Raw genomic sequence first — 23,151 nt, 5'->3', positions numbered from 1 at the left:
GGCCTCGTCCGGAGCGTCATCGCCGCCGGCGATATCAATTATCCGAAACAATAAGGGCGCGGCCAGACGGCCGCGCCCTGTCGTTCTTACGCTGGCATTGCTCTCAGCGGCGGCCGATCGGCGTGTAGTCGCGCTTCGGCGAGCCGGTGTAGAGCTGGCGCGGACGGCCGATCTTCTGGGACGGATCCTCGATCATCTCCTTCCACTGCGCGATCCAGCCGACCGTGCGGGCGACGGCGAAGAGCACCGTGAACATCGAGGTCGGGAAGCCCATCGCCTTCAGCGTGATGCCCGAATAGAAGTCGATGTTCGGATAGAGCTTCTTCTCGATGAAGTACTCGTCCGAAAGCGCGATGCGCTCGAGCTCGATCGCGACGTCGAGCAGCGGATCGTCCTTGATGCCGAGCTCGTTCAGCACCTCATGCGTGGTCTTCTGCATGATCTTGGCGCGCGGATCGTAGTTCTTGTAGACCCGGTGGCCGAAGCCCATCAGGCGGAACGGATCGTTCTTGTCCTTCGCCTTGGCGATGAATTTCGGGATGTTGTCGACCGTCCCGATCTCCTCCAGCATCTTCAGCGCCGCCTCATTGGCGCCGCCATGGGCCGGGCCCCAGAGGCAGGCCGTGCCGGCCGCGATGCAGGCGAAGGGGTTGGCGCCCGACGAGCCGGCAAGACGCACCGTCGAGGTCGAGGCGTTCTGCTCATGGTCGGCGTGCAGGATGAAGATGCGGTCGAGCGCGCGCGACAGCACCGGATTGACCTTGTACTCCTCGGCCGGGACGGCGAAGCACATGCGCAGGAAGTTCGAGGTGTAGTCCAGCGAGTTCAGCGGATACACGAAGGGCTGGCCGACCGTGTACTTATAGGCCATCGCCGCGAGCGTCGGCACCTTCGCGATCATCCGCATCGAGGCGATCATGCGCTGCTGCGGGTCCGAAATATCGGTCGAGTCGTGATAGAAGGCCGACATCGCGCCGATCGAGCCGACCATGACGGCCATCGGGTGCGCGTCGCGGCGGAAGCCCTGGAAGAAGCGGGCCATCTGCTCGTGCACCATGGTGTGGCGCGTGATGCGATAGTCGAAATCGGCCTTCTGCGCGGCGGTCGGCAGTTCCCCGTAGAGCAGCAGATAGCAGGTCTCAAGGAAGTCGCCATGCTCGGCGAGCTGCTCGATCGGATAGCCGCGATAGAGCAGCACGCCCGCATCGCCGTCGATATAGGTGATCTGCGACTCGCAGCTCGCCGTGGAGGTGAAGCCGGGGTCATAGGTGAACATGCCCGTCTGGGCGTAGAGCTTGGCGATGTCGATGACGGCGGGGCCGACCGACCCCTCCTTGATCGCCATGTCGACGGTCTTGTCGCCGACCTTCAGCTGGCTGGTGTTTCCGCTCATCGATACCGATCCTTTCAAGGCTCGCTGCTGTTCGGCCGTGTTTTGCGCGCCCCGTCCGCGGTTCTCCGCGGAAGGTCCTTCATCCGAATAGCCTGACGTGACGAGAGCATGTCAACGGAAGGGGCAAAGGCAATCCATGCGACTGATTTACAAGCAATTTTCGTGCCCTGTGCCGTTGTGCGGCGCAATGCACTTGCGCGTCACTAGACCATTTGCCCCATGCATTCAACCGAGCCGAAAGGCGGTTTGTGCCGCCTCCCAAGCATAGCGATCCGGCTGTCGCGCCAGGCACGCGCAGGCGCCGCCTCAACCCTGGTCGGCCAGCCGCGCCAGCGTCTCCTCGCGGCCCAGAACCGCCATGACGTCGAACAATCCCGGCGACATCGCCCGGCCCGTCAGGGCAGCCCGCAGCGGCTGCGCCGCCTGGCCGAGCTTGAGCCCGTTCTCCTCGGCAAAGGCGCGCACGGCGGCTTCCAGCGACGCCGCCGCCCAGTCGCCGACGGCGGCGAGCTTCCCGGCGATCGCGGGCAGGCGGCCGCGCGCGGCCTCGTCGAGCAGGCTCTTGGCCTTGTCGTCGAGCTGCAGCGGGCGCTGCGCATAGAGATAGAAGGCGCTGTCGAGCAGTTCGATCAGGGTCTTGGCGCGCTCCTTCAGCCCCGGCATGGCGGCCAGGAACTTCGCCTCCAGCTCGGGCGAGAGCGTGGGGCCGAGCCCCCGCGCCGGACCGATCTCGGGCAGGATGACCTTGAGGGCCTCAAGCAGATCACGATCGCTCGACTGGCGCATATAGAGCCCGTTGAGGTTCTCCAGCTTGGCGTAGTCGAAGCGAGCCGGCGAGCGGCCGATCGAGGAGAGGTTGAAGGCGTCGATCATCTCCTGCGTCGAGAAGATCTCCTGATCGCCATGGCTCCAGCCCAGCCGCACGAGATAGTTGCGCAGCGCCGCCGGCAGATAACCCATCGAGCGATAGGCATCGATGCCGAGCGCGCCGTGGCGCTTGGACAGCTTGGCTCCGTCAGGCCCGTGGATCAGAGGGATATGCGACATGCTCGGCACGTCCCAGCCCAGCGCATCGTAGATCTGGGTCTGGCGAGCTGCGTTGGTCAGGTGGTCGTCGCCGCGGATGATGTGGGTCACGCCCATGTCGTGATCGTCGACGACGACCGCGAGCATATAGGTCGGCGTCCCGTCCGAGCGCAGCAGCACGAGGTCGTCGAGATTCTCGTTCTGCCAGACGACGCGGCCCTGCACCTCATCGTTCACCACCGTCTCGCCGGTCTGCGGCGCCTTGAGCCGGATCACCGGCTTCACGCCTTCCGGGGCGGTCGCCGGATCGCGGTCACGCCAGCGCCCGTCATAGCGCAGCGGCTTGCCTTCGGCGCGCGCCTTCTCGCGCATCTCCTCGAGCTCGGCCTGGCTGGCATAGCAATAATAGGCCTTGCCGGCGGCGAGCATCTGCTCGGCCACCTCGCGGTGCCGTGCCGCGCGCTGGAACTGGTAGACCGTCTGTCCGTCCCAATCGAGGCCGAGCCATTCCAGCCCGTCGAGGATCGCGGCGATGGCGGCGTCGGTCGAGCGTTCCCGGTCGGTATCCTCGATTCGCAGCAGCATCTTGCCGCCATGCCGGCGGGCATAGAGCCAGTTGAACAGCGCGGTGCGGGCGCCGCCGATATGCAGGAATCCGGTGGGGGACGGCGCAAAGCGCGTGACGACGGCGTTGCTCATGGAAGGCAGCTCCGACCGGGCGATGAAACCGCCCGGGGCAAGACTTGAGGATGTGGCGCCGGCCTTCACGCCAAAGCGTGCATGACAACCGGCGCGCGCCCTGTAACATGGCTTCGCCGGGCGGTTAAGCGTTCAATGCGCAACCGTAAGGCAGGGGCTGGGAAGGGGGATGGCGCGGCAACCTGCATCGCCGGAGCGCCGGAGCGCGCTGAGGGCCGTCGCCGGCATCCTGCCGGCGCGCCTGCCGCCTGTCGCACTGGGAAGCCTGCCGCTGGCCGAGCGCCTCCAGGCGCTGCGGGACTGGCTGGCTGCGTCGCTGGCGCAGGAGGCCGAGCGCCGCCGCCCGTTCCTCTGGCTGCCCGTGGCGATGGGCTTCGGCATCCTGCTCTATTTCGCCGCCGATCGGGAACCCGCACTCTGGGCGCCGCTCGCGGGCTTCGTCCTGTCCGGCGGCCTCGCTGTCGCACTGCGTCTGCGACCCGCCGCTGCCGCAGTCTGCATCGCCTTCGCCGCGGCCTTCGCCGGCTTCGCGGCAGGCGTCTGGCGCACGGCCGATATCGCCGCGCCGATGCTGGAGCGGCCGCGCATCGGCAAGATCACCGGCTTCGTCGAGAGCGTCGAGGCGCGCGATGCCGGCGCCCGCCTCGTCCTGGTGGTGACGGACATCGCCGGCGTGCCGCCCGAGAGCCGGCCGAAGCGCGTGCGCGTCAACATTCGCAGCGGCACGGTCGCGCCCGGCGACCATATCGCCGGCACCGCGCGGCTCCTGCCACCACCGGGGCCGGCCCGCGCCGGAGGCTATGATTTCGGGCGCGACGCCTTCTTCCGCGGAATCGGCGCCGTCGGCAGCATCGCCGGCAAGATCGCACTCGTCCCGGCGCCGCATCCCCTGCCATGGCGCCTCGCGCTCGACGTGGAGATCGACAAGGCGCGCAACGTCCTGACGCAGCGCATCGCCAGCGTCGGCGGCGGGCAAGGCGGGGCGGTCGCGGCCGCGCTCGTCACCGGCAAGCGCGGCCTCATCACCGAGGCGTCGAACAACGATCTGCGCGCCGCCGGTATCTATCATATCGTCTCGATCTCCGGCCTGCACATGGTGCTTGCAGCCGGGACGATCTTCTGGCTCGTGCGGGCTCTGCTGGCGCTGTCGCAGACGCTGGCGCTCGGCTGGCCGGTGAAGAAGATCGCGGCGATCGCGGCGATGATCGGCGCCACCGCCTATTGCATCTTCTCCGGCAGCGACGTCGCGACGGAACGTTCGCTCATCATGACGCTGGTCATGCTCGGCGCGATCCTCGTCGACCGGGCGGCGCTCAGCATGCGCAATCTCGCGCTCGCCGCGATCATCGTGCTGCTGCGCGAGCCCGAGGCCCTGCTCGGACCGAGCTTCCAGATGTCCTTCGGTGCGGTCGCGGCGCTGGTCGCTTTCGCCGAGCGCTGGGAGAAGCGCGACCGGTCTAAGCCGCCGACGGCCTTGCCCTGGCCCTTGGGCACGCTCTGGACGGCCTCGCTCGGCATCGTGGTGACGACGCTCCTCGCCACGGCCGCGACGGCGCCCTTCGGCGCCTATCATTTCCAGACTTTCAATCCCTTCGGCCTGCTCGGCAATGCGATGGCGCTGCCCTTCGTCTCGCTCTTCGTGATGCCGGCGGCGGTGTTCGGCGTGCTGGCCTACCCCTTCGGTCTGGACTGGCCGGCCTGGGCGCTGATGGGGCTCGCTTCCGACATCGTGCTGAAAGTCGCGCATTGGGTCGCCACCATCGACCATTCGACCATGACGGTGGTGGCCTTCGGCCCGGCCGTGCTGCTCTCCTTTGCCGCCTCGCTGCTCTGGATCACGCTCTGGACCACGGGGCTGCGCTGGCTGGCGGCGCTGCCGCTCATCCTCGGCGTCGCCTTCGCCGCGAGGCCGGAGCGGCCCGAGATCCTGATCGAGCGTGACGGCTCCGGCATCGCCGTGCGCGGCAGCGACGGCCGCCTCGCCATCGCCGGCCGGCCGAGCCGCTTCGTCCTGCAGCAATGGCTCGCTTCCGATGGCGACAGCCGCGCGCCGGACGACGCGACCCTGCGTGCCGGTATCGCCTGCGACGCCAATGCCTGCATCGTCCGAACCGCCGACGGGCGCAGCATCTCCTATGCCCGGGATCGGATCGCCATCATCGAGGATTGCCGCCGCGCCGATCTCGTCGTCACCAACATTCCCTGGAGCGCGCCTTGCGAAGCCAGGCTCGTCGATCGGATGGCGCTGTCGCGGGACGGCGCGACCTCGCTCTACCGCGCCGCCTTCGGCTGGCGCAGCCATTCCTCGGAAAACGCCGTCGCAGACCGGCCCTGGAGCCGCCGCAAGCCTTCCGAATCCGCAGCTCGGCCCAGCGCGCCGGCCCCCGCTGCGACACGGGCCTCTGCTGCTCCGGAGGTCGCGTCGGACGAGACCGAGTTCGCTCAGTAGCGGCGCAGCAGGTTGACCAGCCGGCCCTGGATCTTGACGCGGTCGGGGCCCAGGACGCGTGTCTCATAGGCCGGATTGGCCGCTTCGAGCGCGATCGAGGAGCCACGCCGGCGCAGACGCTTCAGCGTCGCCTCTTCCTCGTCGATCAGCGCGACGATGATGTCGCCGGTGTTTGCCGTGTCCTGCTTGCGGATGATGACGGTGTCGCCGTCGAGGATGCCGGCCTCGACCATCGAATCGCCGCGTACCTCCAGCGCATAATGCTCGCCCGAACCCAGCATGTCGGGCGGCAGCGAAACCGTATGGCTGCGGCTCTGGATCGCCGAGATCGGCGTGCCGGCGGCGATGCGGCCCATCACGGGAATCGCGACCGGGGAGCGTGCATCGTCATCGGCCGGGGCAGGGCGCGGCTTGGCGAGAGAGGGCTGCGAGCCGAGGCCGCCCTGCACGACGGCTGGGTTGAAGCGGCGCGGCTGCGGGCCAGCGAGCCCGTCCGGCATCTTGATGACTTCGAGGGCCCGCGCCCGATTGGGCAGGCGGCGGATGAAGCCGCGCTCCTCAAGCGCCATGATCAGCCGGTGGATGCCCGATTTGGAGCGCAGGTCGAGCGCATCCTTCATCTCGTCGAAGGAGGGGGGCACGCCGCTTTCGCGCAAGCGTTCCTGGATGAAGCGCAGGAGTTCGTGTTGCTTGCGTGTCAGCATGATCCCCGCCGGTGCCCCCGCGATACAGATTCGAAACAAAGCCAGAACACTATAACTGTTCGCCTTGTGTTCCGCAAGCGACTGCTACCGCAGCGGCAGAATGCGGCAGATATCGCCTTTGTGAGCCGGCTCTGCATGCGCCGGTCGGATCGTCAGGGCCTTGGCGCGCGCCAGGGTGCCCAGCATCGAGGAATCCTGCCTGTCGAAGGGCGTCGCCACCCAACCGGCCGGCGTCAGGGCAAGATCGGAGCGAAGATAGTCCTCGCGCTCATCATTAGCCGGCATATCTTTTCCGAGAATCGCCAGAATACTGCGGTCGCGATCGGGGTCGTCCATACCCAGCAGCGCCTCGATCAGCGGCAGCAGGAAGAGATGGCCGCAGACGATCGACGAGACCGGATTGCCGGGCAGCCCGAGCACCACCATGCGGCCAAGCCGGCCGGTCATCATCGGCTTGCCCGGTCGCATCGCGATCTTCCAGAAGCCGAGGCTCATGCCGGCCCGCTTCAGCGCCTCCTGCACGAGGTCGTGCTCGCCGACCGAGGCGCCGCCGAGGGTGATCAGCACGTCGGCCTCCGCGGCACGGGCGGCGGCGATCCGCGCCGCGAGGTCGTCGTGATCGTCGCGGGCGATACCGAGGTCGAGCGCCTCGCCGCCGGCCTTTTCCACCAGCGCCATCAGCGAGAAGGAGTTCGAGGCGACGATCTGGTCCGGCCCGGTCGGCTCGCCCGGCGCCACCAATTCGTCGCCGGTGGCGAGGATGGCGACGCGCGGCTTGCAGCGTACCGGCAATTGCGGATGCCCCATCGCGGCGGCGAGCCCGAGCGCGGCGCTGTCGAGCATGCGCCCGGCCGTCAGCGGCACGTCGCCGTCACGGAAATCGAGCCCGGCCACCCTGACGAACTGGCCCTTATGGGCCGGCACGCGCACCGTGATGGTTTCGCTGCCGACGCCATCGGCATTCTCCTGCATGAGGACGCTGTCGGCGCCCTCCGGCATCGGCGCGCCGGTGAAGATCCGCACAGCCTCGCCCGGACGGACGTCGCCATCGAAACGCCGCCCCGCCGCGGATTCGCCGATGACGCGGAGTTGCTTGCCGGCTTCCATGTCGGCGGCGCGGACGGCATAGCCGTCCATGGCGGAGTTGGCGAAAGGCGGCTGGGTGCGCAGCGCCTTCACATCGGCCGCGAGCACGCGCCAGGCGCAGCGCGCCAGGGGCTGCATCTCGCTGCCCGTCGGCCCCGGAACGCTGTCGAGCAGGGCCTTGAGCGCGACGGGAACCGGGGTGAGAGCCATGTCAGAGCGCCTTGGCGTCGTAATCGCCGGATTGTCCGCCGGATTTGTGCAGCAGGCGGATGCCTTCGATCCGCATCGCCCGGTCGACGGCCTTGACCATGTCGTAGACGGTCAGGCAGGCGACGGAGACGGCGGTCAGCGCCTCCATCTCGACGCCGGTCTGGCCCTTCATCTTGACCTCGGCGCGGACGCGCACGCCGGGCAGGGCCTCGTCCAGTTCGAGATCGACAGCGATCTTGCTCAGCAGCAGCGGGTGGCAGAGCGGGATCAGTTCATGGGTGCGCTTGGCCGCCATGATGCCGGCGAGCCGGGCTGTGCCGAGCACATCGCCTTTCTTGGCGTTGCCGTCGCGCACGATCGCGATGGTTTCAGGCGCCATCACGACGCAGCCTTCGGCGATGGCGATGCGCCCGGTCTCGGCCTTGTCGCCGACATCGACCATATGCGCGGCGCCTTGCGCGTCGAGATGGCTGAGCCGGCTCACGCCGCGTTCTCGCGCGCCTTGCCGGTGAGCAGCAGCGCAGTCGCGGCCGCGACATCGGCCTGCCGCATCAGGCTTTCGCCGACGAGGAAGGTTTCGACGCCGACCTTGCCGAGACGCCGGATGTCGGCGTGGGTGAAGATGCCGCTCTCGCTGATGACGATGCGGTCGGACGGCACGCGCGGCGCCAGCCGCTCGGTCACGGCGAGATCGACGTTGAAGCTGCGCAGGTCGCGGTTGTTGATGCCGAGCAGCCGGCTTTCGAGCTTGAGCGCCCGGTCGAGCTCGGCATCGTCATGGATCTCGACGAGGGCATCCATGCCGAGCTCGCGCGCCGTGTCGTTGAGCACCCGGGCGGTGGCGTCGTCGACGCCGGCCATGATGATCAGGATGCAATCGGCGCCCCAGGCGCGGGCCTCGAAGACCTGATAGGGGTCGTAGAGAAAATCCTTGCGCAGCCCCGGCAGGCCGCAGGCCTCGCGCGCTTGCGTCAGGAATTCCGGCTGGCCCTGGAAGGAGGGCGCGTCGGTCAGCACCGAGATGCAGGCCGCGCCGCCCGCCGCATAGGCGCGTGCCAGCGCCGGCGGATCGAAATCGGCGCGGATCAGCCCCTTGGACGGGCTCGCCTTCTTGATCTCGGCGATGAGCGCCGGCGTCCCGGCTGCAACCTTGGCGGCGAGAGCGTCGGCAAAGCCACGCGGCATGCCGGCGCCGCGCGCGCGGCGCTCGATCTCCGCTTGTGGGATCGCAGCCTTGGCGGCGGCGATCTCCTGGCGCTTATAGGCTTCGATCTTCGCGAGGATGTCGGTCATGGCCAGCCTCCTCAGCCGTTCGAGACGGCGATGAGCTTCGCGAGCGTCGCCTTGGCCTTGCCGGAATCGAGCGCGGCCGTGGCCTGGGCGAAGCCGTCCTTCAGATCCCCCGCCTTGCCGGCGATGAGCAGTCCCGCCGCCGCATTGAAGGCCGCGATGTCGCGGAAGGCGGTCTTCTCGCCGCCAAGCACGGCATTGAGGGCTGCGGCGTTCTGCTCGGGCGTGCCGCCGCGCAGATCCTCGGGCTTGGCGAGGGCGAGACCGATATCGGCCGGGCTGATAGAGAAGCTCTCGATCTTGCCGTTCTCCAGCGAAACGACGCGGGTCGGACCGGTGGTGGTGATCTCGTCGAGCCCATCCGAGCCGTGCACGGCCCAGACGCGGGTCGAGCCGAGCGTGGCCAGCACCTTGACCATCGGTTCCAGCCAGGTCTCGGAGAAGGCCCCGACGAGCTGGCGCTTGACGCCGGCCGGGTTGGAGAGCGGGCCGAGCAGGTTGAAGATCGTGCGCGTGCCGAGCTCGGTGCGCACCGGCGCGACATGGCGCATCGAGGCGTGATGCGTCGGCGCGAACATGAAGCCGACGCCGGCCTCGCGGATGCAGCGTTCCGTGCCGGCCGGGTCGAGCCCGACCTTGACGCCGAGCGCGGTCAGCACGTCCGCCGCGCCCGAACGTGACGACGCCGCGCGGTTGCCGTGCTTGGCGACAGGCACGCCGCAAGCGGCGGTGATGATCGAGGCCAGCGTCGAGACATTGTAGGAGCCCGACGAATCGCCGCCGGTGCCGACGATGTCGATGGCATCGGCCGGGGCCTTCACCGGCATCATCTTGCCGCGCATGGCGCCGACGGCGCCGGCGATCTCGTCGATCGTCTCGCCGCGCACGCGCAGCGCCATCAGGAAGGCGGCGGATTGCGCGTTCGTCACTTCGCCTGAAAGAATCGTGTCGAAGGCGTCGCGCGCCTCCTCTCGCGAGAGGCTCGCACCGGTGGCGACCTTGGCGATGAAGGGTTTGAAATCGTCCATGGAAACTCTGCGGAAATCAGGCGGATGGGGACAGGGCGGCAGCTTCGTGCTCGCTGCGCCATCGCTGGGCGAGATCGAGGAAGTTCCGCAGGATCGTGGCGCCATGCTCGGAGGCGATGCTCTCCGGATGGAACTGGACGCCGTGGATCGGCAATTCGCGATGCGACAGCGCCATGATCAGCCCGTCATCGGTCTCCGCCTCGATGTCGAAGACCGCGGGGCAGGTTGCCCGGTCGACGACCAGCGAGTGATAGCGCGTCGCCTGCAGCGGGCCGTTGATGCCACGGAACAGGCCGCGCGACCGGTGCTTGATCGCTGAGACCTTGCCGTGCATGGGTAGGGCTGCCCGCACGACATCGCCGCCGAAAGCCTGTCCCATCGCCTGCAGGCCCAGGCAGACGCCGAAGATCGGCTTCACGCCGGCGCCCTCGCGCACGAGATCGAGGCAGATGCCGGCTTCGTTGGGCGTGCAGGGGCCAGGCGAGAGCACGATCGCGTCGTGCTCGCCATTGAGCGCCTCTTCGACCGTGAGCGCGTCGTTACGCCAGACATCGACCTCGGCGCCCAGCCCACCGATCAGGTGGACCAGGTTCCAGGTGAAGCTGTCGTAGTTGTCGATCAACAGAACGCGCATGGCCGGACCTGTGAATGCGGCTTGAGGTCATGCACGTTCGGGGGCGGGGTGGTCAAGTTTTGCGCGGGGCGCGGACGAGGTTCCAAGTCGGCGGGCAAGCTTCCGAGCCCTCATCCTGAGGAGCCATTCCCTTGGGAATGGCGTCTCGCGGCGCTCATCAGGATGAGGGCTCGGCTTTTTGAAGTCAGCTCAGACCGCAGGCGGGTTGAGGCGCGCGAAACCTTCCTGTCGACGATAGGGGGAATAGGGATAGGGCGCAGGGCGCTCGCTGACGGCGTCCAGCCTCGCGACCTGCTCCGGCGTCAGGTTCCAGCCCACGGCGCCGAGATTGTCGCGCAATTGCTGCTCGTTGCGGGCGCCGATGATGACCGAGGACACGGTCGGCCGTTGCAGCAGCCAGTTGAGCGCGATCTGCGGCACGCTCTTGCCGGTTTCCTGCGCGATCGCGTCGAGCACGTCGACGATGGCATAGAGTTGCTCGTCCTCGACTTGCGGCCCGAATGCGGCGGTCTCATGCAGGCGGCTCGAAGCGGGCAGGGGCTGGCCGCGGCGGATCTTGCCGGTGAGTCGGCCCCAGCCGAGCGGGCTCCAGACCAGGGCGCCGACGCCCTGGTCGAGGCCGAGCGGCATCAATTCCCATTCATAGTCGCGCCCGACGAGCGAGTAGTAGACCTGATGCGCGACATAGCGCGGCCAGCCATGACGCTCGGCCGCAGCGAGCGATTTCATCACGTGCCAGCCGGAGAAATTGGAGACGCCGACATAGCGCAGCTTGCCGGCCCGGACGAGTTCGTCGAGCGTCGAGAGGACCTCCTCGACCGGCGTGCCGGCATCGAAGGCATGCAATTGCAGCAGGTCGATGTAATCGGTGCCGAGGCGGCGCAGCGCATCCTCGGTCGCCTTGATCAGCCGGCTGCGCGAGGAGCCGGAATCGTTCGGGCCGTCACCCATCGGCAGCGTGGTCTTGGTCGAGATCAGCACCTTGTCGCGCCGGCCCTTGATGGCCTCGCCGAGCACCTCTTCGGAGGCACCGTTCGAGTAGACATCCGCGGTGTCGAACAGGTTGAGCCCGGCTTCGAGGCAGATATCGACGAGGCGGCGCGCTTCCTGGGCATCGGTATTGCCCCAGGCGCTGAAGAGCGGCCCCTGTCCGCCGAAGGTGCCCGCACCGAAGCTGAGGGCGGGAACCTTCAGTCCCGAATGGCCCAAACGCCGATAGTCCATGGTCAGAATCTCCTGTGAGGCGCAAACATGGAGGCGCCGTGCCGGCGCGATTAGCCCGTCCAGGGGAACATCATTCGTGAGTTGAAGTCATCGATCCCGCACCACGCGGCGGACATCGGAGCGCGGGTCATCCCGGACGCAGCGAAGCGGAGATCCGGGATCCATCGTCGAGCTGGACGCCTTACGATGGATCCCGGGTCAAGCCCGGGATGACCTGGAGGTTTTGTAGAAAAGGTGGTTCAGCCGCGCGCGCTGCGCGGCATGCCGGCGGTGCGCGGCTGCGCCAGTCCCGGCGCGGTTTCGACGCCGAGCGTCGGCAGGGCCAGCGTGCGCTGGCCGCGGAAATCGACATGGCAGACGATCAGGCCGCGTTCCTCGATATAGCCGAGCAGCCGCCGCGCCCGGCTCGGCGAATGGCTGCCATAGACCCGCGCCAGCTCCGCGTCGCTCGGGCAGGTTCCGCCTTCGATCGCCGTGCGTGCGATGAACAGGAACAGCCCCTGCAGGTCCTCCGGCAAGGTGCCGGAAGCTTCCACCGCCGCTTGCCAGCCCTCGCTCGCTGCGATGCTGTCGTTCACGCCGGCGCGCGCCACGGCGAGCTTGCGGCGAAATTCCTCGAGGCTGAGATGGGTCCGGCCGAGCCGCCGCATCCGGCAGCGCACGGTGAAGTCCTGATACAGCACCGCGACCTGGCGCGAGCGCGCCTCGGGGTCGGCCATCAACTCGCGCAGGATCTCGGCCATGATCGCCTCGCGCTCCGCCGGCTCGAGCTCGATCTCCGGCTCGGGCTCCGGCAGCGGGGCAGGGCGATAGGTCTCGATCTGGCGCAGCACCTCGCTCGGATTCGGGCGCGGGCGTGGAGCCGGGCGGACCGGCCGGGCCATCGGCGGCGGCTCGTCCTCGCCGGGCGTGAAGATCAGCTTGCCGGCATCCTCCGGCGCCTGCTCGGGCAGGGGCATCAGCCCCGGCGCGCTGCCACGGTCGACGGAACTCACCGCGCCGATCCGGATCGGCAGCGGGCGCTTCGACAAAGCGGGGCCGAGCGCGACGAACTGGCCGCGCTCCAGGTCGCGGAACATCTCGGCCTGGCGCCGGTCCATGCCGAGCAGGTCGGCGGCGCGCTGCATGTCGATGTCGAGGAAGGTGCGGCCCATCAGGAAGTTCGAGGCTTCCGCCGCGACGTTCTTGGCGAGCTTGGCGAGGCGCTGGGTCGCGATGACGCCCGCAAGACCGCGCTTGCGGCCCCGGCACATCAGGTTGGTCATGGCGCCCAGTGAGAGCCGGCGCGCCTCGTCGGAGGCCTCGCCCGCCATCACCGGTGCGAAGAGCTGGGCTTCGTCGACCACGATCAGCATCGGGAACCAGAGCGAGCGGTCGACATCGAAGAGCCCGCCGAGGAAGGCGGCGGTGGCGCGCAACTGCTCGTCGGCTTCGAGGTTCTCGAGGTTCAGCACCACCGAGACGCGGTGCTGGCGCACACGCAGCGCGACGCGCTGCAATTCCGCCTCGCCGCATTCGGCATCGACCACGACATGGCCGAACTGGTCGGCGAGCGAGACGAAGTCTCCCTCCGGATCGATGATGGCCTGCTGGACGAGCGGCGCGCTCTGCTCCAGCAGGCGTCGCAGCAGATGCGACTTGCCCGAACCGGAATTGCCCTGGACGAGCAGGCGCGTCGCCAGCAATTCGGCGAGATCGATGAGACCGGGCTCGCCGGTCCGTGTCGTTCCCATCTCGATTGCCGTCGTCATGCCGGTCGTGAATCGCCTTGAATGATGGTGCGCAGAAGCGCGGCCGGCGCTTCTAGCATGGCCTCGTCCCCGCCGGGCGCAGGGCAGGGCTGCATTCCACAGGCAATCGCCGGTGGGGTGAGGTCAGCTCAGCGCGGGCAGCGCAGCTCCCGTTCCTGCCGGACGATGTCGGCGACCGCGCGCCGGTCATTGGCGGAGAGCGGCACGTCCTCGATGGCATCGTACTGGCAGCCGGCATTGCCGAAGGCGTCGATCGCGCGCTGGGTTCGGAAGCAGTAGCCTCGCGCCTTGTAGATCTCGTTGCGCGAAGTCCACAGATCGGCGCAGCGTTCCGACTGGGCCTGGGCCGGGCCGGCGGCCAGCAGGATCGCCAAGACCGATCCAACCACGGCCGATCCGGCCAGTGCGCCGCGGAGCGGCAGGCCCGAAGAAATGCAGCGGCGCATGGCGATATCCTCCTCAGCCGGTTCTCGCGACGTTGTGAAGAAGCCCGGCGCCCGAAACAAGCGGGAAACCGCGACATGACCGTGTCACGGCGACAGGCTCCGCTGGCACAGGCTCGAACCGGGAACCCTGCGGATGCGATTCGGCTATTGCGAGAGGCTGGACGATGGCTTCTGGGCCGAGCCGCTCAACGCCGTGACGAATGCGGCGTTTCTCATCGCCGGTATCGGCGCTCTGTGGCTCTGGCGGCGCCATGGCAGGGGCGAGGCCGCTACGCTCGCGCTGATCCTGCTCGTCCTGACCATCGGCATCGGCTCCTTCCTGTTCCACACCATGCCCGATGGCTGGACGCTGGCGGCCGATGTCGTGCCGATCCAGCTCTTCGCCTTCGGCTATTTCGCTTTTGCCCTGCGCCGCTTCCTCGGCGCTTCCCCGGCCGCGACCGCGGCCGGAACGCTCGCCTTCTTCGGCGTTGCGCTGGCCCTGTCCTGGGCCGGGCGTGCCGTGCTGCCGCCGATCATGGCCGGCTCCGCCGGCTATGCCGCCTTCCTGCTCGGGCTGTTCGGCATCGCCGCCGCATTGCCGCGCCGGCCGGAACTGGGCCGGGTGCGGCGGCTCGTCTCGTTGGCCGGCCTCGCCTTCGCCGTCTCACTGACATTGCGCAGCACGGATGGCGCGCTCTGCGGGGCGCTGCCGATCGGCACGCATTGGCTTTGGCACCTCATGAACGTGCTGGTGCTCTATTGTCTGCTGCGCGCGGCGCTTCCGGGCCGTGAAGCAGTCAGGGGCGCGGAGGCCGGGCCTACATCTCCAAGCAGGTGATCACCTGGACATAGCTCGGCGGCCCGCCGAGCTTCGCCCCCTCGACGCAGGTGTTGCGCTTGGCGACGGGGTATTGCGACCATTTCGCGGTGAGGTCGTTGCGGGCTTTTTCCTCATCCGTGCGGCAGGCGCTGACCGTGCCGCCGACGCTGTTGCTCGACTTGCCGACATCGCGACAGGTCGCCTCGATGTTGAACTTCGGCGGCCCATCGGCGACGGGAACCATCAGGCCGGAGGAGAGCGAAAGCGAAACGAGGCTGACGATGAGCATGGCGAACTCTCCATTGGCGCGCCCGGCCTGATCAACGCGTAGATACGGGCGCTGTTCCGCCTCTGATTCTAACGTCTCGCAACCGTGATGTCCGCCGCCGAGCGGGCATCGATGTCGACGATGGCGAGATCGGGCCTGTCGAGCGCCGGATAGGCGCTTTGGCCGGTCCGTTGCACGAAGACGACGCTGGCCAGCGCATGGTGGCTCGCCAGCCGCGAATGCGCCAGCGCCGGCTCCATCTCGCCGGGCAGGACGAGATGGACATGGCGGCCGCCCTCGATGCAGGCCTGCAGGTCGCCGAGGCTGAACAGGCCGAGCGGTAAAAGCTCGACCCCCGTCAGCATCGCCATGCCCGGCCCGCTGGCCAGCGCCGCGAGGTCGCCCCCGACCAGGGTGGTGACGATGCGCGAGGAGGTGACCGGCTTCAAGAGCCGCGACAGCTCCAGCGCCTTGCCGAGCACGTCGCGCTCGGGCACGACGAGCGGCCCGGCCATCGTCGCCGCATCCACGACCTGGAGCGACGGCCGCTCGGTGATGGTCGGCAGCGGATGCAGCGAGGCATTCGCCATCAGCATGTCGAGCGGTGCGACGCCGTCGGGGATATCGGGGCCGAAGCCGCCGACGAAGCGGGTGCTGAAGGCGCGCATCGCCAGATTCCGCAGCGTCAGCAGGGGGCGCAGCGGACCGACCCGGCTGACGCCGAGCGCCATCACCGCGTCCGATGCCTCGATCAGCCGGAGCAATTCGAGCTCGTTGCCGTGGAGCGGCAGCATCAGGGGCGAAAGACCGGCGCGCAGGCAGGCCAGAATGGAAACGATCGCCTCGGGGCCGAGCGGAGCCAGGATCGCGACACTCGCGCCGGGCTGCCCCTTGTTGATCGAGAGCAGCCTCGCCAGCCGGTCGATGCGCTGGTCGAGCTGCAGGAAGTTGATCGAGGCCGGGTTGACGTCGCTCCAGCCGCGCCGGCCGGGCGGATCGCGCAGGGCCGCCTCGTAGCCGCGCCCGCGGGTCAGCGCCGAAAGCAACGCGTCGAGGTCGAGCCCGTCGAGCAGGGCGGTGGCTTCGTCCTGTTCAGCCCGCATCGACGGTCCTTCAGTTCGCCGCGGGCGGAGCGGCCGGAAGCCGCGCCAGCGTTTCGGTGGACAGGAAATAGGCCGGCTGCCGGCCGCTCAGCACGACGTCGCGTGCAAGGGCGAGCCATGTGTCCGGGAGGTAATAGAGCGGCACCACGTAGAAGCCCGAGATCAGCAGCCGGTCGAGCGTGCGCGCCGCCGCGACGAAATCCTCCCGCTCGCGTGCCTTCAGCAGGCCTTGCAGCGCGGCGTCGATGGCGGGCGACTTGACCCCGGCATAGTTGAGCGAGCCCCGGCGCGCGGCATTGGCGGAGCCCCAGCGGCCGATCTGCTCGTTGCCGGGGGAGGCCGAAGCGGGCCAGGTCCACTGGATCATGTCGAAATCGAAGGCGGACAGTCGCCGCCAATACTGCACGTCGTCGATCAGCCGCACCTGCGCGGCGATGCCGAGCCGGCCGAGCGACTGCGCGAAGTTCAGCGCCAGCCGCTCCTGCGGCCGGCTCGTCACCATGATCTCGAAGCTGAAGGGCTCGCCCTTGCCGTTGCGCAGGGCGCCGTCCTGCAGCGTGAAGCCGGCATCCTTGAGCAGGTCGAGCGCCCGGCGCGCCTGCTCGCGATCGCGGCCGGAGCCGTCCGTCTCGGAGGGCCGCCAGGTTCCGGTCAGGATGTCCTCGCGCACGGCGCCGGGGAAGGCCGCGAGCAGCGCGGTCTCGCGCGCATCGGCGGGTACGCCCAGCGCCGACAGGTCCGAATCGGAGAAGAAGCTGCCCGCCCGGCGATAGGCGCCGTGGAACAGGTTGCGGTTGACCCATTCGAAGTCGAACAGCAGCCCGAGCGCCTCGCGCACCCGGATATCGGCGAAGATCGGCCGGCGCGTGTTGAAGACCAGGCCGGTCATGCCCTTGGGCGTATCGAAATGCAGAGTCTCGCGGCGGATGCGCCCGTCATGGACGGCCGGGATGTCGTAGCCCGTCATCCAGCGGGTCGGATCGCCTTCGAGCCGGAGATCGTAGAGCCCGGCTTTGAACGCCTCGAACAGCGCGTTGGAATCGCGATAGAAATCGTAGCGGATCTCGTCCGCGTTGAAGAGGCCGCGCATCACGGGCAGCTCTTCGGCCCAGAAATCCTTGCGCCGCTTCAGCGTCAGCGATTCGCCGGGCCTGACCTCGCTGACGACATAGGGACCCGAGCCGAGAGCCGGCTTGAAGCTGGTATCGCCGAAGGTCTCGGCGTCGGTGGCGTGCTTTGCGAAGATCGGCATGGCGCCGATCATCAGCGGCAATTCGCGGTTGGCGCCGTCGCCGAGCGCGAAGACGACGCGGCGGGGCGAGGGCGCCGACGCCCCGGTGACGCCGGACAGGCTGGCGCGGTGATACGGCTTGCCCTTCGTCTTCAGCATCTCGAAGGTGAAGAGCACGTCCTCGGCCGTGACCGGCTTGCCGTCGGAAAAGGTCGCGCGCGGATCGATCTCGAAGGCAAGCATCGTCCTGTCGGGATCGAGCTCGACCTGCGAGGCGAGGAGGCCATAGGCGGTGAAGGGCTCGTCGGCCGAGCGGTAGAGCAGGCTCTGCTGGACGTATTTCGGGACGGCGTCGGGCGCGACGCCGAGCACGATCAGCGGGTTGAGGCTGTCGAAGGTGCCCTGGATGCCCAAAACGATGCGCCCGCCCTTCGGGGCTTTCGGATCGGCATAGGGCAGGTGGCCGAAGCCGGGCAGCAGGGCCGGCGTGCCATGCATAGCGATCGCATGGCTGGCGATGGCTTGGCCTGCGGGAACCGAATCGGCGTGAGCGGGCCTGCCCGACGCGGAAGCGAAGGAGCCCAAGGCAAGCAGCAAACTGAATTCGCGACGCGACGGCGTCACGATTAATCGAGGCAAATCCATCGCACGACCTGATTCCCTGCCGAAGAATAGCATGGGGATGGGCTCGTCAGGCAGTTATTCGGGCTGGAATTGGGCGGGCGAACTCGCTAAAGGCGAGGGCGGGTGTCATTCAAACGCCTCAATCGCCCTTGATGTGCACGGCTTGCGGTGGCCGGCGCAACCATGCGATTGGGCCGCCGGCGGTGACGCACGCGGCTTGCGAAGTCGTGATCCCGAATTCGCCTGTGAGGAAAAGCAAGGAATGCCCGCTCCGTTTCGCTTGTCATCGTCTGCCCTGGCGCTCGTGCTCAGCGCGGCCGTGGGCTTTTCGCCCATCGCGGCCTTCGCTCAGGCCCCGGCCCAGCGGCCGGCGCCCGCGCGTCCGGCCGCCCCGGCCCAGCAGCCGGCCGCTCCCGCTCAGCAGCCCGGCGCTGCCGCGCCTGCCGGCCCCACCGTCGTGCAGGTCAAGTCCAATCCGGAGCAGACCAGCTGGACCAAGGTCTGCGGCAAGGACCAGGCCGCCAACAAGGAAATCTGCTACACGACCCGCGACTTCGTCTCGGATCAGGACCAGCCGGTGCTGGCCGTCGCGATCTATGACGTGAAGGGCGATCCGAACAAGATCGTGCGCTTCCTGATGCCGCTCGGCCTCCTGCTCCAGCCGGGCATCCGCTTCGGTGTCGACAGCGCCCAGCCGGTCGGCGGCCGCTATGCGATCTGCTTCCCGAACGGCTGCTTCGCCGAGGCGCAGATCAAGGACGACTTCATCAATTCGATGAAGAAGGGCACCAACCTCAACGTCAGCGTCCAGAACCAGGGCGCCCGCGAGGTGACCTTCCAGATCCCGCTCGCCGATTTCGCCAAGGGCTTCGACGGCGCGCCGATCGACCCGAAGGTGCTCGAGGAGCAGCAGAAGAAGCTTCAGGACGAGGTGGCGAAGCGCCAGGAAGAGCTGCGCCAGCGGCTCGGCGCCGGCGGTGCCAATGCCGCCCCGGGCGCAGCTCCCGGTGCCGCGCCCGCTCCCGGCACTGTCCCGGCGACGCCGCCGAAGCCCTGATCGGGCAACAGGTCAAGAATCGAAAAGGCCGGCCCGAAAGGGTCGGCCTTTTTCTTTTGAGCAAAAGCGTCAGCGCGCAGGGGCTTGGGCGCTGGGGCGTCGCCCTCAGTTCAATCCGGTGCGGTCGATCCGGTAGCGCCCCTTGCGGTCGCGGCGGAAGAACTCGCGCGCCCGCGGATGGCGGACCGGCTCGCCGGAATCGTCGACGACGAGATTCTGCTCGGAGACATAGGCGACGTATTCCGTCTCCTCGTTCTCCGCGAAGAGATGGTAGAAGGGCTGGTCCTTCGACGGGCGCATGTTCTCCGGAATCGCCTCCCACCACTCATCGGTGTTGGAGAAGACCGGGTCGACGTCGAAGATGACCCCGCGAAACGGATAGATGCGGTGTTTGACCACTTGCCCGATGCAGAATTTGGCCGAACGCGCTTCCATGACAAACCTACGCTATCCCCGCCGATCCTTTGCCGGCCGGGGTCGTCGCCGCCCTTGCGAGAGCAATGCGTCGTAAATGCGTCAAAATCAATCGAGCGCAGGACGCAGTCCCATCACAATCCGTAACGTTCTGCTAATGCCGGATCCCTTGCGGCAACCTGCCGCGCCAGATCGACGATCACTTTCGCCTGCTTCCAGGTCGCATCGTCCTGCATCCTGCCGTCGATCATGACCGCTCCCGAGCCGTCCGGCATCGCTTCGAGAATGCGCTTGGCGAAGATCACCTCAGCCGGGTCCGGGCTGAACACCCGCTTGGCGATCTCGATCTGCGAGGGGTGCAGCGTCCAGGCGCCGGCGCAGCCGAGCAGGAAGGCGTTGCGGAACTGCGCCTCGCAGGCGGCCGCATCGGCGAAATCGCCGAAGGGACCGTAGAAGGGCTTGATGCCCGCCGCCGCGCAGGCATCGACCATCTTGGCCAGCGTGTAGTGCCAGAGATCCTGCTGGGCGACGGCGCGCGGCCCGCCATCGGGGGAGGGGTCGGCGATCACCTTGTATTCGGGGTGCCCGCCGCCGACGCGGGTGGTCTTCATCGCGCGCGAGGCGGCGAGGTCGGCGGGGCCGAGGCTCATGCCGTGCATGCGCGGCGAGGCGGTCGCGATCGCCTCGACATTCTTCACGCCCTCGGCCGTCTCCAGGATGGCGTGGATCAGGATCGGCTTGGGCAGCGCATGGCGCGCCTCGAACTGGGCCAGCAACTGGTCGACATAGTGGATATCCCACGGCCCTTCGACCTTCGGCACCATCACGACGTCCAGCTTGCCGCCGATCTCGGCCATGATCGCGATGATGTCGTCGAGGAACCAGGGCGAGTTCAGCGCATTGACGCGGGTCCACAGCCCGGTCTTGCCGAAATCGACCGCCTTGCCCATGGCGATGAAGCCGTCGCGCGCCGCCTGCTTGGCCTCGACCGGGATCGCATCCTCGAGATTGCCGAGCACGATATCGACCTGCCCGGCGAGCTCGCCGACCTTGGCGCGCACCTTTTCCAGGTGGGGCGGCACGAAATGGATCATTCTTTCGAGCTTGAGCGGGAGCTCCCGATAGGGCTCGGGAGCGCCGATGGCGAGCGGCCGGAAGAACTGGCGTGGCGTCTTGCTCGTCATCGGGGGCTCCATGCTGCGATGCAGCGAATGTGAGCATGCCTTGGCGAGGCCGTCCATCATGCCTTTGTCGAGCGGGAAGGGGGGTCCCGAAGGGACCATGCCTTAGGAAAATAAGCTCAATTGGCGAATTAGGTAAATATACCTAGGATCAATATCCTTGATCTGCGGCGGTCTGGCGAAACCATGAAGGCTCCCAACGGTTTGGCGCGCGGCTTGCTGCGTGAGCCGCATCGCCCGGAACCTGTGCCGAAACGTGACGTGAGCCATGAGTCAGCCGAACCACCTCCAGCCCGGTCTTCGCCTCGAAACGCTCGACGGCCTGCGCCTTCTCGCGGCGTTGTCGGTCGCATTGTTCCATTTCGGGTTCTGCGGTCTGGCGATCGGCTTTACGCAGATGTCGCTGCCAGCCGGCGAGAGCGTGCTGAAATACGGCTATCTTGGCGTGCCGCTTTTCTTCGTGATCAGTGGCTTCGTGATCGCCTATTCCGCCGAGGGGCGGACGCCGCTTCAGTTCGCCATTGCCCGCTTCGCCCGGATCTATCCCACTTTCCTGCTCTGCATGACGCTCACCTTTCTGGTGGTGCTCGCCTTGGGCGCGCCGTTCCTGCAGGCCAGCGCTGCGCAATGGGCCGCGAATCTGGTCATCAAGCCCGAGCTGCTCGGCTATCAGGCCATGGATGGCTCCTACTGGTCGATCTTCTACGAAGTGATCTTCTACGGCTGGGTTCTCCTGCTGATGGCGCTGGGAGCTTTTCGGCGCGATCGCTATCCGCTCATCGTTCTCGTCTGGCTTCTGGTTTCCGTTCTCGATCGCGCCTTCCTGTCCAGCAAAATCCTGCGCTATCTCCTCCTGACCGATCAGAGCGCGTTCTTCTGCGCTGGGCTCCTGCTCTATGCCACCTTCCGGGACGGACATGCGCGGCGCAACCTCGCCCTTCTCACGCTCACCACGGCCGTGGCCATCTATCAAGCTCTCGAACTGACGCAGTGGTACAGGGCGAACTACCACGCTGCCTATGACGACTTCGCCGTCGCCGCTTCCTGCGTGGCGATCGTCGCGATCGTGGCGGCTGCGATCAGGTTTCCACGCCTGCCGCTGCCGTCGGGGGTGATGCTGGCCATTGGCGGGCTGACCTATCCGTTCTACCTGCTGCATCAGCACATCGGCTATGTCGCGTTCAACCGGCTGGGCGATGCGCTTTCGCCGGCGGCCCTGATTGCGGCGGTGACGCTGGTGCTGCTGGTTTTGTCCTGCCTGATCTGGCGTTTTGTGGAGCGCCCGGCTCAGAGCTGGACGAAGTCCACCCTGACCGGGCTGGCCGCGGCCGGCGCCTTGCTTCCAGCGAATGGGGCGCGGCCGCGGGCGGGGATTGCCAACTGATCGCGCCCGGGTTTTAGGCTCAGGGCCGATCCTTTGGATTGTTTCGAGGCGCTGCCATCCACTTCGGGGCGTGTGCACGCGCCGGCCCGGAAGCTTTTTGGCCACCTGATCCAGCCATCGACGGATCACCCGGCCGTTCGGTCGGCACCCACAAGGATCCGAACGTTTCGCGATGGCCGACCTTCTCAGCATCTTCAATCTGGTCGCGCCCTTCTTCGGGCTGATCCTGCTCGGCTTCGTCATCGGCCGCTGGAAGCAATTGCCGGAGGAGGGGCTCGCCTGGCTGCAGTTCTTCCTGATCTATGTCGCGCTGCCGCCCTTGTTCTATCGGCTGATCGCCGACAAGCCGCTGAGCGAACTCGCCAATTGGAAGTTCATCGCCTGCACCACCACGGCGACCTTCTGCGCCTTCTGTCTCTCCTTCGCGCTCGGGCTCAAGCATGCGCATGGCAACATGCCCCAGGCCGTGATGCAGGGCGTCGCCGGCGCCTATTCCAACATCGGCTATATGGGGCCGCCCCTGATCCTGGCTGCGCTCGGGCCGGAGGCCAGCGCCCCGGTCGTGCTGATCTTCGTTTTCGACAGCGTCCTGCTGTTTTCGCTCGTGCCGCTCCTGATGGCTTTCGCGGGCGTCGAGAAACGCAGCCTCGCCGCCACGCTGCGCGAGGTGGTCTGGCGGGTGCTGACCCATCCCTTCAATGTCGCGACACTGGCCGGCGTGCTGGCGAGCTATCTCAAGTTCGAGCTCCCCACTGCGATCGACCGGATGACGCTCTGGCTCTCGCAGGCGGCGGCGCCCTGCGCGCTCTTCCTGCTTGGCGTCACGGTGGCGCTGAGGCCGATGAAGTCGATGCCGGGCGAGGTGCCGGGTCTCGTCGTCATCAAGCTCCTGCTGCATCCGCTGCTGGTCTGGCTGCTGCTCTCGGCCGTCGGCGGCATTCCGGCGAACTGGATCTATGTCGCGCTCATCATGGCGGCGCTGCCGCCGGCGCTGAACATTTTCGTCATCTCGACGCAGTACAGGGTCGGCGTCGAGCGCGCCTCGGCCTGCATCCTCGTCGGCACCATCGTCTCGATGATCACGCTGCCGGGCTTCCTGTGGCTGGTGAAGACAGGCAGGATAGCGGCCGATCTCTTCCACTGAGAA

21 protein-coding genes are annotated in these 23,151 nt (G+C 67.6%); 5 read left to right on the top strand and 16 right to left on the bottom strand.

Annotated features, from left to right (window positions below; genetic code table 11):
- Nucleotides 1-103 precede the first annotated feature (103 nt).
- Both gltA and gltX read right to left on the bottom strand, forming a co-directional pair.
- Nucleotides 104-1,393, bottom strand: a complete 1,290-nt coding sequence (gltA, locus tag GGC47_RS14960; RefSeq protein WP_038367551.1) for a citrate synthase — start codon at nucleotides 1,391-1,393, stop codon at nucleotides 104-106.
- 306 nt (nucleotides 1,394-1,699) lie between these two features.
- A complete protein-coding gene (gene gltX, locus GGC47_RS14955; RefSeq protein WP_133564149.1) occupies nucleotides 1,700-3,118 on the bottom strand; it encodes a glutamate--tRNA ligase in 1,419 nt (472 codons plus the stop codon).
- A gap of 169 nt (nucleotides 3,119-3,287) precedes the next feature.
- Here gltX and GGC47_RS14950 point away from each other — a divergent pair, with 169 nt between their 5' ends.
- Entirely contained in the window at nucleotides 3,288-5,567 is a 2,280-nt protein-coding gene (locus tag GGC47_RS14950; RefSeq protein ID WP_370954234.1) for a ComEC/Rec2 family competence protein, read from the top strand.
- On the opposite strand, the gene lexA is transcribed toward GGC47_RS14950, so the two are convergent.
- From lexA to GGC47_RS14905, 9 genes are all read right to left on the bottom strand, one after another.
- A complete protein-coding gene (gene lexA, locus GGC47_RS14945; RefSeq protein WP_038367545.1) occupies nucleotides 5,561-6,271 on the bottom strand; it encodes a transcriptional repressor LexA in 711 nt (236 codons plus the stop codon). The two genes, GGC47_RS14950 and lexA, sit on opposite strands and share 7 nt — an antisense overlap.
- Nucleotides 6,272-6,355: 84 nt before the next feature.
- On the bottom strand, nucleotides 6,356-7,567 hold the full coding sequence (locus GGC47_RS14940) for a molybdopterin molybdotransferase MoeA (RefSeq protein ID WP_370954235.1): 1,212 nt from the start codon (nucleotides 7,565-7,567) through the stop codon (nucleotides 6,356-6,358).
- A gap of 1 nt (nucleotide 7,568) precedes the next feature.
- On the bottom strand, nucleotides 7,569-8,051 hold the full coding sequence (gene moaC, locus GGC47_RS14935; RefSeq protein WP_142020859.1) for a cyclic pyranopterin monophosphate synthase MoaC: 483 nt from the start codon (nucleotides 8,049-8,051) through the stop codon (nucleotides 7,569-7,571).
- Nucleotides 8,048-8,860 carry an indole-3-glycerol phosphate synthase TrpC gene (gene trpC, locus GGC47_RS14930; RefSeq protein ID WP_142020860.1) on the bottom strand — a complete coding sequence of 271 codons (813 nt, stop codon included), beginning with the start codon at nucleotides 8,858-8,860 and terminating at the stop codon, nucleotides 8,048-8,050. The genes moaC and trpC overlap by 4 nt, the downstream gene beginning before the upstream one ends.
- An 11-nt stretch (nucleotides 8,861-8,871) precedes the next feature.
- A complete protein-coding gene (gene trpD, locus GGC47_RS14925; RefSeq protein WP_370954237.1) occupies nucleotides 8,872-9,885 on the bottom strand; it encodes an anthranilate phosphoribosyltransferase in 1,014 nt (337 codons plus the stop codon).
- Between the two features lie 16 nt (nucleotides 9,886-9,901).
- Entirely contained in the window at nucleotides 9,902-10,519 is a 618-nt protein-coding gene (locus GGC47_RS14920; protein WP_142020862.1) for an anthranilate synthase component II, read from the bottom strand.
- A gap of 189 nt (nucleotides 10,520-10,708) precedes the next feature.
- Nucleotides 10,709-11,743 carry an aldo/keto reductase gene (locus GGC47_RS14915; RefSeq protein WP_112762148.1) on the bottom strand — a complete coding sequence of 345 codons (1,035 nt, stop codon included), beginning with the start codon at nucleotides 11,741-11,743 and terminating at the stop codon, nucleotides 10,709-10,711.
- A 239-nt stretch (nucleotides 11,744-11,982) separates the two neighbouring features.
- On the bottom strand, nucleotides 11,983-13,494 hold the full coding sequence (locus GGC47_RS14910; RefSeq protein ID WP_142020863.1) for a helicase HerA domain-containing protein: 1,512 nt from the start codon (nucleotides 13,492-13,494) through the stop codon (nucleotides 11,983-11,985).
- Nucleotides 13,495-13,622: 128 nt separating this feature from the next.
- A complete protein-coding gene (locus GGC47_RS14905) occupies nucleotides 13,623-13,940 on the bottom strand; it encodes a YARHG domain-containing protein (RefSeq protein WP_142020864.1) in 318 nt (105 codons plus the stop codon).
- A 133-nt stretch (nucleotides 13,941-14,073) separates the two neighbouring features.
- On the opposite strand from GGC47_RS14905, the gene GGC47_RS14900 reads away from it, so the two are divergent.
- A complete protein-coding gene (locus GGC47_RS14900) occupies nucleotides 14,074-14,760 on the top strand; it encodes a ceramidase domain-containing protein (protein WP_142020865.1) in 687 nt (228 codons plus the stop codon).
- Here the strand turns inward: GGC47_RS14900 and GGC47_RS14895 are convergent.
- From GGC47_RS14895 to GGC47_RS14885, 3 genes are all read right to left on the bottom strand, one after another.
- Entirely contained in the window at nucleotides 14,741-15,031 is a 291-nt protein-coding gene (locus GGC47_RS14895; protein ID WP_142020866.1) for a hypothetical protein, read from the bottom strand. The two genes, GGC47_RS14900 and GGC47_RS14895, sit on opposite strands and share 20 nt — an antisense overlap.
- Nucleotides 15,032-15,099: 68 nt before the next feature.
- Nucleotides 15,100-16,113, bottom strand: coding sequence for an AMP-binding protein (locus tag GGC47_RS14890; protein WP_038367529.1), 1,014 nt, complete (start codon nucleotides 16,111-16,113; stop codon nucleotides 15,100-15,102).
- A 10-nt stretch (nucleotides 16,114-16,123) separates the two neighbouring features.
- Nucleotides 16,124-17,842 (bottom strand): extracellular solute-binding protein, encoded by a 1,719-nt coding sequence (locus tag GGC47_RS14885; protein ID WP_429068446.1) that lies wholly within the window; start codon nucleotides 17,840-17,842, stop codon nucleotides 16,124-16,126.
- Between the two features lie 388 nt (nucleotides 17,843-18,230).
- On the opposite strand from GGC47_RS14885, the gene GGC47_RS14880 reads away from it, so the two are divergent.
- A complete protein-coding gene (locus GGC47_RS14880) occupies nucleotides 18,231-19,025 on the top strand; it encodes an invasion associated locus B family protein (protein WP_142020868.1) in 795 nt (264 codons plus the stop codon).
- Between the two features lie 105 nt (nucleotides 19,026-19,130).
- On the opposite strand, the gene hspQ is transcribed toward GGC47_RS14880, so the two are convergent.
- Nucleotides 19,131-19,460, bottom strand: coding sequence for a heat shock protein HspQ (gene hspQ / locus GGC47_RS14875; RefSeq protein ID WP_038367525.1), 330 nt, complete (start codon nucleotides 19,458-19,460; stop codon nucleotides 19,131-19,133).
- 113 nt (nucleotides 19,461-19,573) lie between these two features.
- Nucleotides 19,574-20,623, bottom strand: coding sequence for an HpcH/HpaI aldolase/citrate lyase family protein (locus tag GGC47_RS14870; protein ID WP_142020869.1), 1,050 nt, complete (start codon nucleotides 20,621-20,623; stop codon nucleotides 19,574-19,576).
- Between the two features lie 265 nt (nucleotides 20,624-20,888).
- Between GGC47_RS14870 and GGC47_RS14865 the strand changes: the two genes are divergently transcribed.
- Together GGC47_RS14865 and GGC47_RS14860 are read left to right on the top strand one after the other, a co-directional pair.
- Nucleotides 20,889-22,004 (top strand): acyltransferase family protein, encoded by a 1,116-nt coding sequence (locus GGC47_RS14865; protein ID WP_142020870.1) that lies wholly within the window; start codon nucleotides 20,889-20,891, stop codon nucleotides 22,002-22,004.
- 172 nt (nucleotides 22,005-22,176) lie between these two features.
- On the top strand, nucleotides 22,177-23,148 hold the full coding sequence (locus tag GGC47_RS14860; RefSeq protein ID WP_051988442.1) for an AEC family transporter: 972 nt from the start codon (nucleotides 22,177-22,179) through the stop codon (nucleotides 23,146-23,148).
- Nucleotides 23,149-23,151: the final 3 nt, after the last annotated feature.

It is taken from the genome of Allobosea sp. OAE752 (genome assembly GCF_050433265.1).
Classification (GTDB): Bacteria; Pseudomonadota; Alphaproteobacteria; order Rhizobiales; family Beijerinckiaceae; genus Allobosea; species Allobosea spartocytisi.
The sequence above is the reverse complement of the archived record's forward strand: the minus strand, read 5'-3'. Positions and strand labels throughout refer to the sequence as shown.